Below are 13,973 nucleotides of genomic sequence, written 5' to 3'. Positions count from 1 at the left end.
CCCCTGCCACGGTGCCAGCAACTTATGGGGCCTTCACCTTCGTGACCCAACACACGTACGAAACGGTTTCGTTTCGCAAGGGGAGGGGGTATCTTCATCCCTGTACGAGGAAGAAGACCGACGGAGCGGGGAAGGTGACAGGCATGACGGAAGCCGTGGCGGCGACACGTCGCAGCCGGATCACGCCCGAGCGCGAGGCCGAGCTGTACGAGGCCGTGCTCGACCTGCTCCGCGAGGTCGGCTACGACGCCCTCACGATGGACGCCGTGGCCGCCCGCACCCGGTCCAGCAAGGCCACGCTCTACCGCCAGTGGGGCGGCAAGGCCGACCTGGTCGCCAAGGCCGTGCGGCACAACAAGCCGGGCGGATCCGCCGACGAGGTCGACACCGGGTCCCTCCGAGGTGACCTGCACGCCCTCACCCTGCGTTCGGACGACTGCGAGATGGAGCAGAACTCCGCGCTGATGCGGGGCCTGGCCATGGCGATGCACGGCAACCCGGACCTCCTTCGGGCGTTCCGGGACCACCTGATCGATCCGGAGATGGCGGCGTTCCGCCGTGTGCTGCAACGGGCGATCGACCGGGGCGAGGTCCGTGCGGACAACCCGGCGATCGACTACGTGATGCACATGATGATCGGCGGGTTCGCCGCCCGCACCCTCATCGACGAGCAGCCGCCGACACAGGCCTTCCTCCTTTCGTACATCGACGCCGTGGTCCTCCCCGCCCTCGGCGTCCCCACGAGCTGAACCCCCTCACGCTCTTCCCCAGCAAGCCCACCACCTGACGTCACCGCTCACGTCGTCGGGCTGATCACCCCTGCCCAGCTGAACCCAACGACCTGACCGGGAGTACGCCTCCGTGGCCACGTTCCTCTACAAACTCGGCCGCCTCGCCTTCCGGCGACGGCACTTCGTCGCCCTCATATGGGTCGCGCTGCTCACCCTCGCCGGGGTGGGCGCCGCCTCCGCGCCGGCCGCCGGCAACACATCCTTCTCCATCCCCGGTACCGAGGCCCAGAAGGCCTTCGACCTGCTGGAACAGCGCTTCCCCGGGATGAGCGCCGACGGCGCCACCGCCCGGGTCGTCTTCAAGGCCCCCCAGGGCGAGAAGATGACCGACGCCGCCAACAAGGCGGCCGTGCGCAAGACCGTCAAGGAACTGGCGGGCGGCTCCGAGGTCGCCTCCGTCGCCGACCCCTACACCGGGCACGCCGTCAGCAGGAACGGCACCATCGCCTACGCCTCGGTGAAGTACAAGGTCTCCGGCATGGAGCTGGAGGACTCCTCCAAGGACGCCCTGAAGGAGGCCGCGCAGGACGCGCGGGACGCGGGCCTCACCGTCGAGATCGGCGGTGACGCGCTCACCGCGACCCCCGAGACCGGCTCCAGCGAGATCATCGGCCTCGCGGTCGCCGCCGTCGTCCTGGTCATCACCTTCGGCTCGCTGCTCGCGGCCGGATTCCCGCTGCTCACCGCCATCATCGGGGTCGGCATCGGCGTCTCCGCGATCACCGCGCTCGCCAGCGCCCTGGACCTGGGCTCCACCACCTCCACCCTGGCCTCGATGATCGGCCTCGCCGTCGGCATCGACTACGCCCTCTTCATCGTCTCCCGCTACCGCGCCGAACTGGCCGAGGGCCGCGAGCGCGAGGACGCGGCCGGGCGGGCCGTCGGCACGGCGGGCTCGGCGGTCGTCTTCGCCGGCCTCACCGTCGTCATCGCCCTGGTCGGCCTGTCCGTCGTCAACATCCCGATGCTGACGAAGATGGGCATCGCGGCGGCGGGCACCGTCGCCATCGCCGTCCTCATCGCCCTGACCATGATCCCGGCGCTGCTCGGCTACGCCGGCCGCAGGATCAAGCCGGCGGGCGAGAAGAGCAGGCTGCTCGGCGGCGGCCGTGCGCCGAAGAACCCCGGCCGTCCGAACATGGGCACCCGCTGGGCCAGCTTCGTCGTCCGCCGCCCGGTCGCCGTCCTCCTGCTCGGCGTCCTCGGCCTCGGCGCGGCGGCGGTCCCGGCCGCCTCCCTGGAACTGGGCCTGCCCGACGACGGCTCCCAGCCGGTCTCCACCACCCAGCGCCGCGCCTACGACCTGCTGTCCGAGGGCTTCGGCCCCGGCTTCAACGGCCCGCTGATGATCGTGGTCGACGCCAAGGGCAGCGACGACCCCAAGGCGGCCTTCACCAAGGTCGGCCAGGAGATCAAGGGCCTGAAGGACGTCGTCACGGTCACCCCGGCCGCGCCCAACAAGGCCGGCGACACCGCGACGATCACCGTGGTGCCGAACTCCAAGCCGTCCTCGGCCACCACCGAGGACCTGGTGCACGCCATCCGCGACAAGGGCACGGACATCGCCCAGGAGACCGGCTCCACGGTCCTGGTCACCGGCTCGACGGCGATGAACATCGACGTCTCGCAGAAGCTGAACGACGCGCTGCTGCCGTACCTGGCGCTGGTGGTGGGCCTGGCGTTCCTGCTCCTGATCGTGGTCTTCCGCTCGGTCCTGGTCCCGCTGAAGGCGGCCCTCGGCTTCCTGCTCAGCGTGATGGCGGCCCTCGGCGCCGTGGTCGCGGTCTTCCAGTGGGGCTGGCTGTCCGGCCTGATGAACGTCGAGGAGACCGGACCGGTCATGTCGATGATGCCGATCTTCATGGTGGGCGTCGTCTTCGGCCTCGCGATGGACTACGAGGTGTTCCTCGTGACGCGCATGCGGGAGGCGTACGTCCACGGCGAGAAGCCCAGCCAGGCCGTGGTGACCGGCTTCCGGCACGGCGCCCGTGTCGTCACCGCCGCCGCCGTCATCATGATGGCCGTCTTCTCCGGCTTCATCGGCTCCAGCGAGTCGATGGTCAAGATGATCGGCTTCGGCCTCGCGATCGCCGTCTTCTTCGACGCGTTCATCGTCCGCATGGCCATCGTCCCGGCGGTCCTCGCCCTGCTGGGCAGCCGCGCCTGGTGGCTGCCGAAGTGGCTCGACCGCGCCCTGCCCAACGTCGACGTCGAGGGCGAGGGCCTGCGCACGCAGTCCCCGGCGGACGGCAGGGAGGGCGAACGGGAGCTGGTACGCGCCTGACGCGCCCGGCCTCCTGAAGGAGCGGCCGGTGAGGGTGCCCGTGGGGACGGGGCCGCACCCTCACCGGCTTTCCGCCGCCTCCGGCCCGGGCGGAGACGCTGCCGCCACCCGGCCCGACATGACGGGCCGGGGTGCGGTGGCGCACCCTGGAATCAGTGATTTCTCGGAGGTGGTCGTCATGACGCACACCACTGTGGGATGGCATGTCGAGCTTGAGTTCGAGGAGGACGATCAGCACACGCGAGCGGCGGCCCTGGTGCGCTTGCCCGACGGCTCGGAGGTACGGGCCCACGGCCGTGCCAGCCGGCACCGCGTGGACGCGAACCAGCCCCGGGTCGGCGAGGAGATCGCCGGCGCCCGCGCCCTGAACGAACTGGCCATGCAACTGCTGACCAAGGCCCACGAGGAGATCGACCAGGCGTCCGGGCGGACCTCGCACCCGATCCACGTGTGACCCGCGCCCGGCGTGCCCGGCCCGCCCACCGCGGCCCGCGGGCGCCCGCGGGTCAGGCGAGCGCCGTGCGGACCGCTCGGACCAGCGCCTGCGCCCTGGGGTCCGCCGTCACGCTGCCCCGGAAGCCGTTGGTGACATAGCCGAAGGCGATCCCGGCCTCCGGGTCGGCGAAGCCGAGCGCGCCGCCCCGGCCGGGGTGGCCGAAGGAGGCGGGGGAGAGCAGCGGGGACGCGGCCCCGTGCAGCATGTAGCCGAGGCCGAACCGGGTGCCGACCACGAGCACCCGGTCCGGTCCGGCGGACCGCTCGCCCCGGGCCAGTTCCATGGTCTCGGGGGTGAACAGCCGCGTCCCGCCGTCCACCTCGCCGATGAGCGAGGCGTAGAAGCGGGCCAGTCCGTCGGCCGTGGCGATGCCGTTGGAGGCGGGCAGGGCGGCGGCGCGGTAGGCGGGGTCGTTCTCGTCGGGGAGCGGGGTGATCGCGGCGAACGCGCGGCGGGTCAGCGACGCGGGGTCGGCGTAGGCCTCGGCGACCGCGCGCTTGGGGCGGGTCTTCAGGCCGCCCGCGGTCTCGGGCGCGTCCACCGGGCCGACCCGGCCCACGCGCGCGTGCTCCGACGCCGGCAGCCCGAGCCACAGGTCCGCACCGGCCGGCCGGGCGATCTCGTCCGCTATCCAGTCGCCCGCCGGGCGCCCGGTGACCCGGCGGAGCAGTTCGCCGGTGAGCCAGCTGTAGGTCTGGGCGTGGTAGCCGTGGTCCGTGCCCGGCTGCCACACCGGCGCCTGCGCGGCGACGGCCGCGGCGCCCCGGTCGGGGTCGGCGGCCTCGGCGGGCGTCAGCGGGCGGTCCAGCACGGGCACGCCCGCCCGGTGGGCCAGCAGGTCCCGGACGCGCGTGTGCTCCTTGCCGGCCGCCTTGTACTCCGGCCAGTACGTGCCGACCGGGGCGTCCAGGTCCAGCTCGCCGCGCTGGTGCAGGAGCAGGAGCGCGGCGGCGGCGACGCCCTTGGTGGCCGAACGCACGACCTGCGCGGTGCCGGGCTCCCAGGGGGCGGTGCCGTCCACGTCCTTCGTCCCGGCCCACAGGTCCACGACCCGGTGTCCGTCCCGGTAGACGGCGACGGCCGCGCCGCGCTCGCCGAGCTGCGCGAAGTTGGCGGCGAACGCCTCCCCGACCGGCTCGAAACCCTCGGCCACCGTGCCGTTCACGTTCACATCCACGCCGGGTCCCTTCACTCGCTTACGACCATGAGTGAAACACGGGGGCGGGGCCTTGGATTCCTCGGTACGCCTAGCCCAGCAGGATCGAGACGTCGATGTTGCCGCGGGTCGCGTTCGAGTAGGGGCAGACCTCGTGCGCCGCGTCCACGAGTCCGGCCGCCACCTCCGGGTCCAGGACCGGCAGGGAGACGCTGAGGGCGACCGCGAGGCCGTAGCCGCGGTGCCTGTTCGGGCCGATGCCGACCTTGGCGGCCACGGTGGAGCCGGTCAGGTCGTAGCCGGCGCGGTTGCCGACCAGGATCAGCGCGTTGTGGAAGCAGGAGCTGAAGCCGGCCGCGAACAGCTGCTCCGGGTTGGTGCCGTCGCCGTCGCCGCCCAGCTCCGGCGGCATCGCCACCTTCAGGTCGATCCGGCCGTCCTGGCTGGTCACATAGCCGTCCCGGCCGCCGTGGGCGGTGGCCTCGGCGACGTACATGATCTTCGTCGGACGCGTGTCGACAGCGGTGCCCTCGGTCATGGCCGGCCTCCCCCGGAACAAGTGGCGCACAAGTACATCGTGCACAAGGTACTGGCCGGTAGGTCAGGGGTCACCCGCAGGGGTGGGCAACCGCGGGTAACGCGGGCCCCAGGGCCGCGCGAGCGCGGGCAAGCCCGGGATCAGTGCCGGTCGGCCGCCGCGTCGGCGCGCTCGGTCAGCCGCCACAACTCCTCGCGCAGCCGCGCGATCTCCCGGGCGCCGAGCCCCGTGGTCGTGAGCAGTGCGCCGGGCACCCGCGCCGCACGCTCCCGCAGTTCCTCACCGCGCCCGGTGCACGCCACCCGCACCGAGCGCTCGTCGCCCGGCGCGCGCTCCCTGCGGACCAGGCCCGCCCCCTCCAGCCGCTTCAGCAACGGCGAGACGGTGCCGTAGTCCAGCCGCAGCGCGCCCGCCAGCTCCTTCACGCTGGTCTCCCCGCGCTCCCACAGCACCAGCAGCACCAGGTACTGCGGATACGTGAGCCCGAGGTCGTCCAGCAGCGGCCGGTACGCGGCGGTCACGGCGCGCTGGGCCGCGTACAGCGCGAAGCACAGCTGGTCGTCCAGCAGCAGCGAGCCCTCGACGGCGGGATCCTCGTTCGTCACGCGCCCATTGTCACGGACTTCGGGTCGAAGCCGAACGGCAGCTCCAGCCGGTGCGCCCGCATCAGCTCCTCGTCGGAGAGCAGCTCACCGGTCGGGCCGTCCGCCGCGATCACCCCGTCGCTCAGGATCAGCGAGCGCGGGCACAGCTCCAGGGCGTACGGCAGGTCGTGCGTGACCATGAGGACCGTCACGTCCAGGGAGCGCAGGATGTCGGCGAGTTCCCGGCGGGAGGCCGGGTCCAGGTTGGAGGACGGCTCGTCCAGGACGAGGATCTCCGGCTCCATGGCGAGCACGGTGGCCACCGCGACCCGGCGGCGCTGCCCGAAGGACAGGTGGTGCGGCGGCCGGTCGGCGAAGTCCTGCATCCCGACCCGCTCCAGCGCCGTGCGCACCCGCTCCTCCAGCGCGGCCCCCTTGATCCCGGCGGCGGCCGGCCCGAAGGCGACGTCCTCCCGCACGGTCGGCATGAACAGCTGGTCGTCGGGGTCCTGGAAGACGATGCCGACCTTCTGCCGGATCGCGGCCATGTGCTGCCTGCCGACCGGCAGCCCGGCCACCGTCACCGTGCCCGTGCCGCCGCCGAGGATGCCGTTGAGGTGCAGCACCAGGGTGGTCTTGCCGGCGCCGTTGGGGCCGAGGAGGGCGACCCGCTCGCCGCGTCCGATGGAGAAGTCCACGCCGAACAGGGCCTGGTGCCCGTCGGGGTAGGCGAAGGCCAGACCGGCCACTTCCAATGAAGGCGTCACAGGAACCATCCCAGCAGACAGACGACGAGGGCGGCGCAGGGGAGGGTCAGGGCGTGCCGCCACTGCGCGCCGGAGGCGGTCACCTCGTCGATGACGGGCATCGCACCGGCGTACCCCCGGCTCACCATGGCCAGGTGCACGCGCTCCCCGCGTTCGTAGGAGCGGATGAACAGCGCGCCGGCGGACTTGGCGAGCACGCCCCAGTGCCGTACGCCCTTCGCCTCGAAGCCGCGGGACTCGCGGGCGATCCGCATCCGGCGCATCTCGTCGGCGATGACGTCGCCGTAGCGGATCATGAAGGAGGCGATCTGCACGAGCAGCGGCGGCAGCTTCAGCCGCTGCAGCCCCAGCAGGAGTTCGCGCAGCTCGGTGGTGGCGGCCAGCAGCACGGAGGCGGCGACGCCGAGGGTGCCCTTGGCGAGCACGTTCCAGGCACCCCACAGCCCGTTCATGCTCAGCGAGAGGCCCAGGACGTCCACCCGCTCGCCCTCCGCGACGAACGGCAGGAGGACCGCGAACGCGACGAACGGCACCTCGATCAGCAGCCGCCTGAGCAGGAAGCCGGCGGGCACGCGCGCGTGGTACGCCACACCGGCCAGCAGCACGGCGTAGAGCGCGAACGCCCACATCGCCTCGCGCGGGGTCGACACCACGACCACCACGAACAGGAACGCGGCGGCGAGCTTGGTGTGCGGCGGCAGACCGTGCACGGGCGAGTGCCCGTGCCGGTACAGCCGGTGCGTGTGTCCCGCTCCCACGTCAGACGCCGGTGTTCACGGGGGAGACGTCGTCGCCGCGGCGCCGGCGCAGCGCCCAGAACACCGCGCTGCCCGCGACGACCGTGACGCCGACGCCGATCACACCCGCGAGACCGCCGGACAGCCGGGCGTCGGAGATGTCCTTGACACCGTAGTCGGCCAGCGGCGAGCCGGAGGCGGCGTGCTTCCCCTCCTTCTTGTCGATCCCCTTGTCGTGCGCGACCTTCTCCAGGCCGTCGGGGTTCGCGGAGGCGTAGAAGCTGACGAAGCCGGCGAGGACGAGCGAGGTGACCAGGCCGGTCACCCACAGCGTGCGCCGCGAGGTGCGCGCCGCCACGGGCGCCGTGGGGGCCGGGGCGTCCACCAGTGTGCCGTTCACCCGCAGCCGGAGCCGCTGCCGCAGCCCGCGCGCGCCGTGCACCAGGTCCGGGCGTACGGCGACGACGGCGCCGACGGTGAGCGCGGTGATGACCGCCTCGCCGATGCCGATCAGCACGTGCACGCCGATCATGGCGGTCGCGACCTTGCCGATGGAGACGTCGGTGGTGCCGCCGACCGCGTAGATGAGGGTGAAGGCGACCGCGGCGGCCGGCACGGACACCAGCGCGGCGACGAAGGAGGCGACGGTCACCGAGCGCCGCTTGCGGGGCAGGACGGCGAGCAGGCCGCGGAAGACGGCGTACGACACGACCGTGGTGACGATCGCCATGTCGGTGATGTTCACGCCGAGCGCGGTCAGCCCGCCGTCGGCGAACAGCACCCCCTGCATGAGCAGCACGACCGACACGCACAGCACGGCGGTGAAGGGGCCGACGAGTATCGCGGCCAGGGCCCCGCCGAGGAGGTGGCCGCTGGTGCCGGCCGCGACCGGGAAGTTGAGCATCTGGACGGCGAAGATGAACGCCGCCACCAGGCCCGCCAGCGGGGCCGTGCGCTCGTCGAGTTCACGGCGGGCGCCGCGCAGGCTCACCGCGAGGGCGCCGGCGGCGACCACCCCGGTGACCGCCGAGGTCGGGGCGTCGATGAATCCGTCAGGTACATGCACCCGACGATTTTAGGCCCTTGTTGCGAACTCCTTGCAAGAGAGACCGGACGCAAGAGAGACCAGGTCTCGTCTCCCGCCGGGGCGTGCACCGGAAAATGTGCGACTCTGGAGGGAAAGCGGATGCACAGCTTTCGCATACGTCACGGTGCGTGAGAGGGCGGTCCGATGTCTGTAGTCGAGCAGTACGCGCGCGCTCATATCGTCACGGACGAGGAGGATCCGGGGGCCGTACCCGTCGTGCTGCGCTACGACCCCGACTCCGATCCCCGGTCGGTCCGTGTGGGCCTGCCCGGACCGCACGAGTGGACCTTCTCCCGGGCGCTCCTGGAGCAGGGGCTGCGGGTGCCGGCCGCGAGCGGTGACGTCCGGGTGTGGCCCTGCGGACGCGTCCAGGCCGTGGTCGAGTTCCACACCGACCACGGCGTCGAAGTGGTGCAGTTCGAGTCGAAGACGCTGCTCAGGTTCCTGCGCCGCACCTACACCGCCGAACCCGTACGAGGCTGAGCCCCGCCGGGAGCCGGTCAGCTCCCGAGCTTCAGCAGCTTCGCCACGATCGGTCCGGCCGTGTCACCGCCGTGCCCGCCCGCCTGGACCACGCCGGCGGCGGCCAGGTCGCCCTTGTAGGCCGTGAACCAGCCGTTCGGCTTCTTCTGCCCGTCGACCTCCGCCGAGCCGGTCTTCGCGCCGAAGTCCGGGCCGAGCCCCGACATCGCCTCGGCGGCCGTGCCGTACGCGGCGGTGTAGTTCATCAGCTCGCGCACCTGGGACAGCGTCTTCGCCGACATGGTGCGCGAGGCGGTGGCCAGCGTGCGGTGGTCCACGGAAGGGGAGACCAGGTACGGCTGGTGGAACCTGCCGGACTGCACGGTCGCCGCGACCGAGGCCATGTTCAGCGGGTTCATCCGCACCCCGCCCTGCCCGATCAGGGAGGCCGCCATCTGGGCCGCCGACTGCACCGGCACCGAGCCGTCGAAGGTGGGCACACCGATCGCCCAGTTGTTCATGGACAGCCCGAAGACCTGCTGGGCCTGCTTGGTCAGGTCGTCGTTCTCCAGCTTCTTCGCCTGGCTGATGAAGGCCGTGTTGCAGGACCGGGCGAAGCTCGCCTTGAACGTGCCGCCCTTGATCTCGAAGTCGTCGTCGTTGTGGAACGTCCAGCCGCCGTACTTGGAGGTCTTCGGGCAGGGGTGCTCCTTGTCCGCCGAGGCCAGGCCCTTCTCGATCAGCAGCGAGGAGGTGATCACCTTCATCGTGGAGCCGGGCGCGAGGGAGCCCTGGAAGGCGGTGTTGAAGCCGTGCCCGCTGTTGGCGACCGCGAGGATCTCACCGGTCGAGGGCCGCAGCACGACCACCGAGGCACGCGCGCGCTTGTCCACCTGCTGTTCGGCGGCGGCCTGCAGGGCGGGGCTGAGCGTGGTCCTCACCGTGCCCGGTGTGCCCTTGCTCAGCTCCACCAGCGTCTTGTCGGAGAGCTTCGCGGCCTTGGCCGCCTTGCCGCGCACCACGCGCAGTTCGACGCCCGCCGTGCCGCCCGCCTTCTTGCCGTACTTCTCCCGCAGGCCGTCCAGCACCGTGCCCAGCGACGGGTACTTCGCGGCCGTGATCTCGCCGCCGGACCGGTCCAGCGCCTTGACCGGCGGGGTGCCGGACTCGCCGGTCACGAGCGTGTCGCCGTCGCGGAGGTCCGGGTGGACCACCGCGGAGTGCCAGTCGACCAGCGGCCTGCCGTCGCTCGCCCGGCGGACGACGGTGAGGGAACTGCCGTACGCCAGCGGCTTGCTGAGGTTCCGGTAGGACACCGTCGCCTTCACGGAGAAGGGGACCGTGGCGCCCTTGGCCCTGCCCGGGGTGAGCGTGACGTCCTTCAGGCGGGCGTCCCTGGCGTAGCCGGTGAGGAGCTTGCCGGCGGCGGACGGGTCGTCGGTGGCGGCGGCCGCCTCGGTGACCCGGCCCCGCTGCCAGGCGGTGAGGAAGCGGGTGGAGGCGGTGCGGACCTCGGCGGCGGTGAGCGGGCCGGTCGGGACGGCCTTGTGGTCGGCCGTGGCACCGGTCCGTTCGTCGGCCGCGGCCCCGCCGTACAGCGCGTAGACGCCGAACCCGGCACCGCCGACGACCACGGCGATCATCCCGCCGAGCACGGCGGGACGGGTCTTCCGTCGCTCGGCGACGCGCCTTCTCTTGCCCACAGCCTCAGTTCCTCCGCACCTTTCCCCAGGGTCCCCGCAGCCCTCACACTTCCCCAACGACGGCATTCACCTTAAAGTCCCCGCCTCCGCGGGTGATCTCAGCCGGCGATCCGTAGCAGGCTTGCGACAATCGGCCCGGCCGCGTCGACGCCGTGCCCGCCGTCCTGGACCATGGCCGCCGCTGCCACGTCGTTCCGGTACCCGGTGAACCAGCTGTCCGACCTGGCCTCCCCGTCGACCTCCGCGGATCCGGTCTTGGCGCCGACGTCCCCGCTCATCGAGCCCAGCACGCCCGCCGCGGTGCCGCTGCGCGCGGTGCGGCTCATCAGGGCGCGCAGCTGCTGGGCCGTGCCCGGGGACAGGCCACGCGCGCGTGCGGGGGTCCGGCCGTCCAGCTTCAGCGGCACGATCACCGGCTGGCGGAAGGCGCCGGTCTTCGCGGTCGCCGTCACGGACGCCATGTTCAGTGGGCTCATCTGGACCTGGCCCTGGCCGATCAGGTTGGCCGCGGTGTCCGGGCCGCCGGAGGCGGGGACCCGGCCGTCGAAGGTCGGCACGCCGGCCTGCCAGTCGTTCCGCCCGAGCCCGAACCGGTCCTGGGCCTCCCGGGTGAGGGAGTCGACCTTCACCTCGTCCGCGAACTTCACGAACGCCGTGTTGCAGGAGCGGGCGAAGCTGTCGGCGAGGGTGGCGTGCTCGTTCGGCGTCAGGCCCTTGAGGTTCTGGAAGGTCTGGCTCTGCCAGACGGCCGAGGGCGGGCAGGGTGCCGGGCCGTTCGCCGTGGTCAGACCGTTGTCGATGAGGGTGGCCGCACTGATGATCTTCATGGTGGAGCCGGGGGCGCGTTCGCCGAGGAGGGCCGCGTCGAAGCCGTCCGTGCGGTTGTTGGCGACGGCCAGGATCTCGCCGGTGCTGGGCTTGACGGCCACGACGGAGGACTCGGGGTACTTCGCCACGGCCGCCTCGGCCGCCGCCTGGGCGCTCGCGCTGAGCGTCGTCGGGAGCTTGCCGGGCCTGCCCTTGACGAGGGTGAGCAGCGGGGTGTCGGCGGCCTGGGTGCCGTCGGCCGCCGCCTGGTGCCGGATCACGAGTCCCACCCCGGGCCGGCCGCCGGTCTTGTCGCCGTACCGCCTGCGCAGCTCGTCCAGGACCGGGCCGAGGGACGGGTACGTCCTGCGGGTGAGCACCTTCCCGTCGCGGTCCACCGCCTCGATCTCCGGCGCGCTGGACTCGCCGGTGCTGAGCGTGTCCCCCTTGCGCAGGCGGGGGTGCACGACGGAGGGCTGCCAGTCGACCAGCGGGCGGTGCGAGGTCTCGCCGCGGACGACGGTCAGCGTGCTGCGGTACGACACCGGCCGCGACACGCCGTCGTACGACACCGTCGCCCGCACCGTGAACGGCACCGTGTCGCCGCTCGCCCTGCCGGGGGTGATCCGCACCTTGCCCAGGTGCGCGTCGTCGGCGAAGGCCGTCAGCAACTCCTGTGCGGCCTGGGGGTAGTTCGTCCACGAGGCCGCGGAGACCGTGTCGCCCTTCTCCCAGGCGGCGAAGAACGCGCCGGTCGCCTCCCTCACCTCCGAACCGCTGGGCGGACCGGTCCTCACGGAGGCTGCGCCCCCGGTGCCGCCGTCGCCGTTCAGCGCGGACGCGATGTTGTAGACGCCGTACCCGGCCCCGCCGAGCACCGTGACGCACACGCTCCCCACGACGGCCGCCTTGACCCCGTTGCGCATGACGCGGACTCCCCCTCCCGTTCGACCTGTTGAACACGTTCAAAACAGGTGTCGGGAGCACTGTAAGCGGTTGTGGAGCGCTTGTGACCGGAGTTGCCGATTGTTGTCCGAACAGAGATGCGCGCTTGCACGGGTTCCGGCGGCCGCTCCACCGGACGCTCCGCCCGCTACACCCAGGTGTCCAGCCACATCCGCGACCGCCAGTGGACGTGCGGCGCAGGCCGGCTCCCCATCTGGCGGGCTCAAACATACTGTCAGCCACTTCGAGCTGCGCCCAGTCGCAACTTCGGATGGCGCGTGGAAAAATAACGGTGTAGTGCCGCGAATCTCGTCGAGGTGTCACTCTCATGAACGGCGCACGTCGGCATGGCAGTTACGCGCACTTGCATATGACTGTCGGCGTCCTTCTGCTGATTGGCGGCCTTTTTGTCGTGACCATCACCCTTTTGGGTGGCGTGTTTTCGATGGCGGCCGGTGCCTTCCTGGCGACTTGCGCCATAAAAAGATATCAGCCTCGCACTGTTGCGCGCGAGTATGCCACAGTGTTCATCCTTGTTATTCTGTCTGTCGCCCTGTTCGGGATCGGGTATGGCCTGAGCCCTGATGTGGGGAATCCAAAGGAGCCTGAGCCGCCGAGTGTTACTTTCGTGGCAGGTACGCACGAGAATGTCGTGGAAGGGCTTAAGGTTCGTCTCGTCGTCTGGCTAGCTCAGTGGTCCCCACTTTCTCATGAGGGTGTTTCCTACGACTGTGCACTGTTCAAGTTCGAGGGGAATGCCGCTGAGGCGCGTCAGGACTGGGCCGTCAGGGTCACGCCATGGTCCGGCGACTACGTGATTGGGACGGGGCCGGACCTGCGTCATCTCACTACCATGCGCTACCCCATGCAGGGGCCACCACCTGTGCGCTCGCCAGAGTTCGAGCCAGAGTCGCCTCTGGCCCCAGCGTCCAATCAAATCTCTCTTTGTTGGCCATCCGCCAGGCATCTTATTGTCGCAACTCACGGAAGTTCTTCCGCCATATCGATGCCCGGGCTACGCGTAAAGAAGCATGGTGGATCTGCTGCGGATCTCCAAGGGGGAACGGTGTCAGTTGTAGCTGCGCTGTCACGCTGCGATGGATGTGACGTGGACTGGGCGATGGACTCCGGTAAGGCCCCGGACTCACAGGGTGGCCGTACGCCTTGGAGCTGGAATTATTCTTTCCGGGTGAATGAGGTTACGTATTTCGATTCTGTGAGGATTAGAGTGCACGGAATCGGAGAGGCAGCGGAAGAGCGTCACCTAGAGTTCCTAAGTGGCGTGTACTACGGTGTAGGCGCAGCGACGCTGGTTGCCACGGCGCAGGAATTTTTCAATCGCGTTTCGCGCTCCCCAAGGCGTCGAGGTACACCTGGGACGCGAAATGCTGACGCTGCCGCCGAGCCAGAGCGTGGCCCAGAAGGGTGAGGGCCCCGGCTGCGGTCTTCCTGGCCACGCTCGTCGACCACTGTTGACGGGAGGAACGGGAGGCGAGGACTGTAAACCTGCCAGCCACGCCAGCTGGGCCGTCAACGGGCCACCTGAGGGCGGCCGATGGCGAGCTCGAACACCCACCAACGACCAAGACGGCTCGGTGTCCTGCCGAGAGGTCCGG

Annotated in this window: 12 protein-coding genes; 4 read left to right on the top strand and 8 right to left on the bottom strand. The window is 71.0% G+C overall.

Going from position 1 to position 13,973, the window contains the following annotated elements; genetic code table 11:
* The first annotated feature begins 143 nt into the window (after window positions 1–143).
* The 3 genes from IEZ20_RS04550 to IEZ20_RS04540 all read left to right on the top strand — a co-directional run bounded on the left by IEZ20_RS04550 (window position 144) and on the right by IEZ20_RS04540 (window position 3,529).
* Window positions 144–749, top strand: a complete 606-nt coding sequence (locus IEZ20_RS04550; protein WP_189294795.1) for a TetR/AcrR family transcriptional regulator — start codon at window positions 144–146, stop codon at window positions 747–749.
* A gap of 112 nt (window positions 750–861) precedes the next feature.
* Window positions 862–3,075, top strand: coding sequence for an MMPL family transporter (locus IEZ20_RS04545; RefSeq protein WP_189294794.1), 2,214 nt, complete (start codon window positions 862–864; stop codon window positions 3,073–3,075).
* Window positions 3,076–3,253: 178 nt separating this feature from the next.
* The gene (locus IEZ20_RS04540) at window positions 3,254–3,529 is read left to right on the top strand and encodes a DUF1876 domain-containing protein (RefSeq protein WP_189294793.1); all 276 of its coding nucleotides are present in this window, start codon (window positions 3,254–3,256) and stop codon (window positions 3,527–3,529) included.
* Window positions 3,530–3,581: 52 nt separating this feature from the next.
* Here IEZ20_RS04540 and IEZ20_RS04535 read toward each other — a convergent pair whose 3' ends face one another.
* The 6 genes from IEZ20_RS04535 to IEZ20_RS04510 form a co-directional block, all read right to left on the bottom strand.
* On the bottom strand, window positions 3,582–4,742 hold the full coding sequence (locus tag IEZ20_RS04535; protein WP_189295337.1) for a serine hydrolase domain-containing protein: 1,161 nt from the start codon (window positions 4,740–4,742) through the stop codon (window positions 3,582–3,584).
* 76 nt (window positions 4,743–4,818) lie between these two features.
* Window positions 4,819–5,265, bottom strand: coding sequence for an organic hydroperoxide resistance protein (locus IEZ20_RS04530; RefSeq protein WP_189294792.1), 447 nt, complete (start codon window positions 5,263–5,265; stop codon window positions 4,819–4,821).
* Between the two features lie 140 nt (window positions 5,266–5,405).
* The gene (locus IEZ20_RS04525; RefSeq protein ID WP_189294791.1) at window positions 5,406–5,870 is read right to left on the bottom strand and encodes a MarR family winged helix-turn-helix transcriptional regulator; all 465 of its coding nucleotides are present in this window, start codon (window positions 5,868–5,870) and stop codon (window positions 5,406–5,408) included.
* Window positions 5,867–6,625: an energy-coupling factor ABC transporter ATP-binding protein gene (locus IEZ20_RS04520; RefSeq protein ID WP_189294790.1), complete on the bottom strand. Its 759-nt coding sequence runs from the start codon at window positions 6,623–6,625 to the stop codon at window positions 5,867–5,869. Before IEZ20_RS04520 ends, IEZ20_RS04525 begins: the two co-directional genes overlap by 4 nt.
* Window positions 6,613–7,374 (bottom strand): cobalt ECF transporter T component CbiQ, encoded by a 762-nt coding sequence (gene cbiQ, locus IEZ20_RS04515; RefSeq protein ID WP_189294789.1) that lies wholly within the window; start codon window positions 7,372–7,374, stop codon window positions 6,613–6,615. The genes IEZ20_RS04520 and cbiQ overlap by 13 nt, the downstream gene beginning before the upstream one ends.
* Before the next feature lies 1 nt (window position 7,375).
* A complete protein-coding gene (locus IEZ20_RS04510; RefSeq protein ID WP_189294788.1) occupies window positions 7,376–8,419 on the bottom strand; it encodes an energy-coupling factor ABC transporter permease in 1,044 nt (347 codons plus the stop codon).
* A 165-nt stretch (window positions 8,420–8,584) separates the two neighbouring features.
* Between IEZ20_RS04510 and IEZ20_RS04505 the strand changes: the two genes are divergently transcribed.
* Window positions 8,585–8,923 carry an SsgA family sporulation/cell division regulator gene (locus tag IEZ20_RS04505; protein WP_189294787.1) on the top strand — a complete coding sequence of 113 codons (339 nt, stop codon included), beginning with the start codon at window positions 8,585–8,587 and terminating at the stop codon, window positions 8,921–8,923.
* Between the two features lie 17 nt (window positions 8,924–8,940).
* Here the strand turns inward: IEZ20_RS04505 and IEZ20_RS04500 are convergent, their stop codons facing one another.
* Window positions 8,941–10,605 (bottom strand): penicillin-binding transpeptidase domain-containing protein, encoded by a 1,665-nt coding sequence (locus IEZ20_RS04500; RefSeq protein ID WP_189294786.1) that lies wholly within the window; start codon window positions 10,603–10,605, stop codon window positions 8,941–8,943.
* A 98-nt stretch (window positions 10,606–10,703) separates the two neighbouring features.
* Window positions 10,704–12,338, bottom strand: coding sequence for a penicillin-binding transpeptidase domain-containing protein (locus IEZ20_RS04495; RefSeq protein WP_189294785.1), 1,635 nt, complete (start codon window positions 12,336–12,338; stop codon window positions 10,704–10,706).
* Window positions 12,339–13,973 lie beyond the last annotated feature (1,635 nt).

Origin of the sequence: Streptomyces cinerochromogenes (genome assembly GCF_014648635.1) — a bacterium.
GTDB classification, from domain to species: Bacteria; Actinomycetota; Actinomycetes; order Streptomycetales; family Streptomycetaceae; genus Streptomyces; species Streptomyces cinerochromogenes.
Note: the sequence above shows the minus strand (reverse complement) of the source record. Positions and strands in the feature narration are given on the sequence as shown.

Coding starts and splice junctions, on each gene's coding strand:
- IEZ20_RS04550 (WP_189294795.1), top strand. CDS start 144: ATGACGGAAGCCGTGGCGGCGACACGTCGCAGCCGGATCACGCCCGAG.
- IEZ20_RS04540 (WP_189294793.1), top strand. CDS start 3,254: ATGACGCACACCACTGTGGGATGGCATGTCGAGCTTGAGTTCGAGGAG.
- IEZ20_RS04530 (WP_189294792.1), bottom strand. CDS start 5,265: ATGACCGAGGGCACCGCTGTCGACACGCGTCCGACGAAGATCATGTAC.
- IEZ20_RS04520 (WP_189294790.1), bottom strand. CDS start 6,625: ATGGTTCCTGTGACGCCTTCATTGGAAGTGGCCGGTCTGGCCTTCGCC.
- IEZ20_RS04505 (WP_189294787.1), top strand. CDS start 8,585: ATGTCTGTAGTCGAGCAGTACGCGCGCGCTCATATCGTCACGGACGAG.
- IEZ20_RS04495 (WP_189294785.1), bottom strand. CDS start 12,338: ATGCGCAACGGGGTCAAGGCGGCCGTCGTGGGGAGCGTGTGCGTCACG.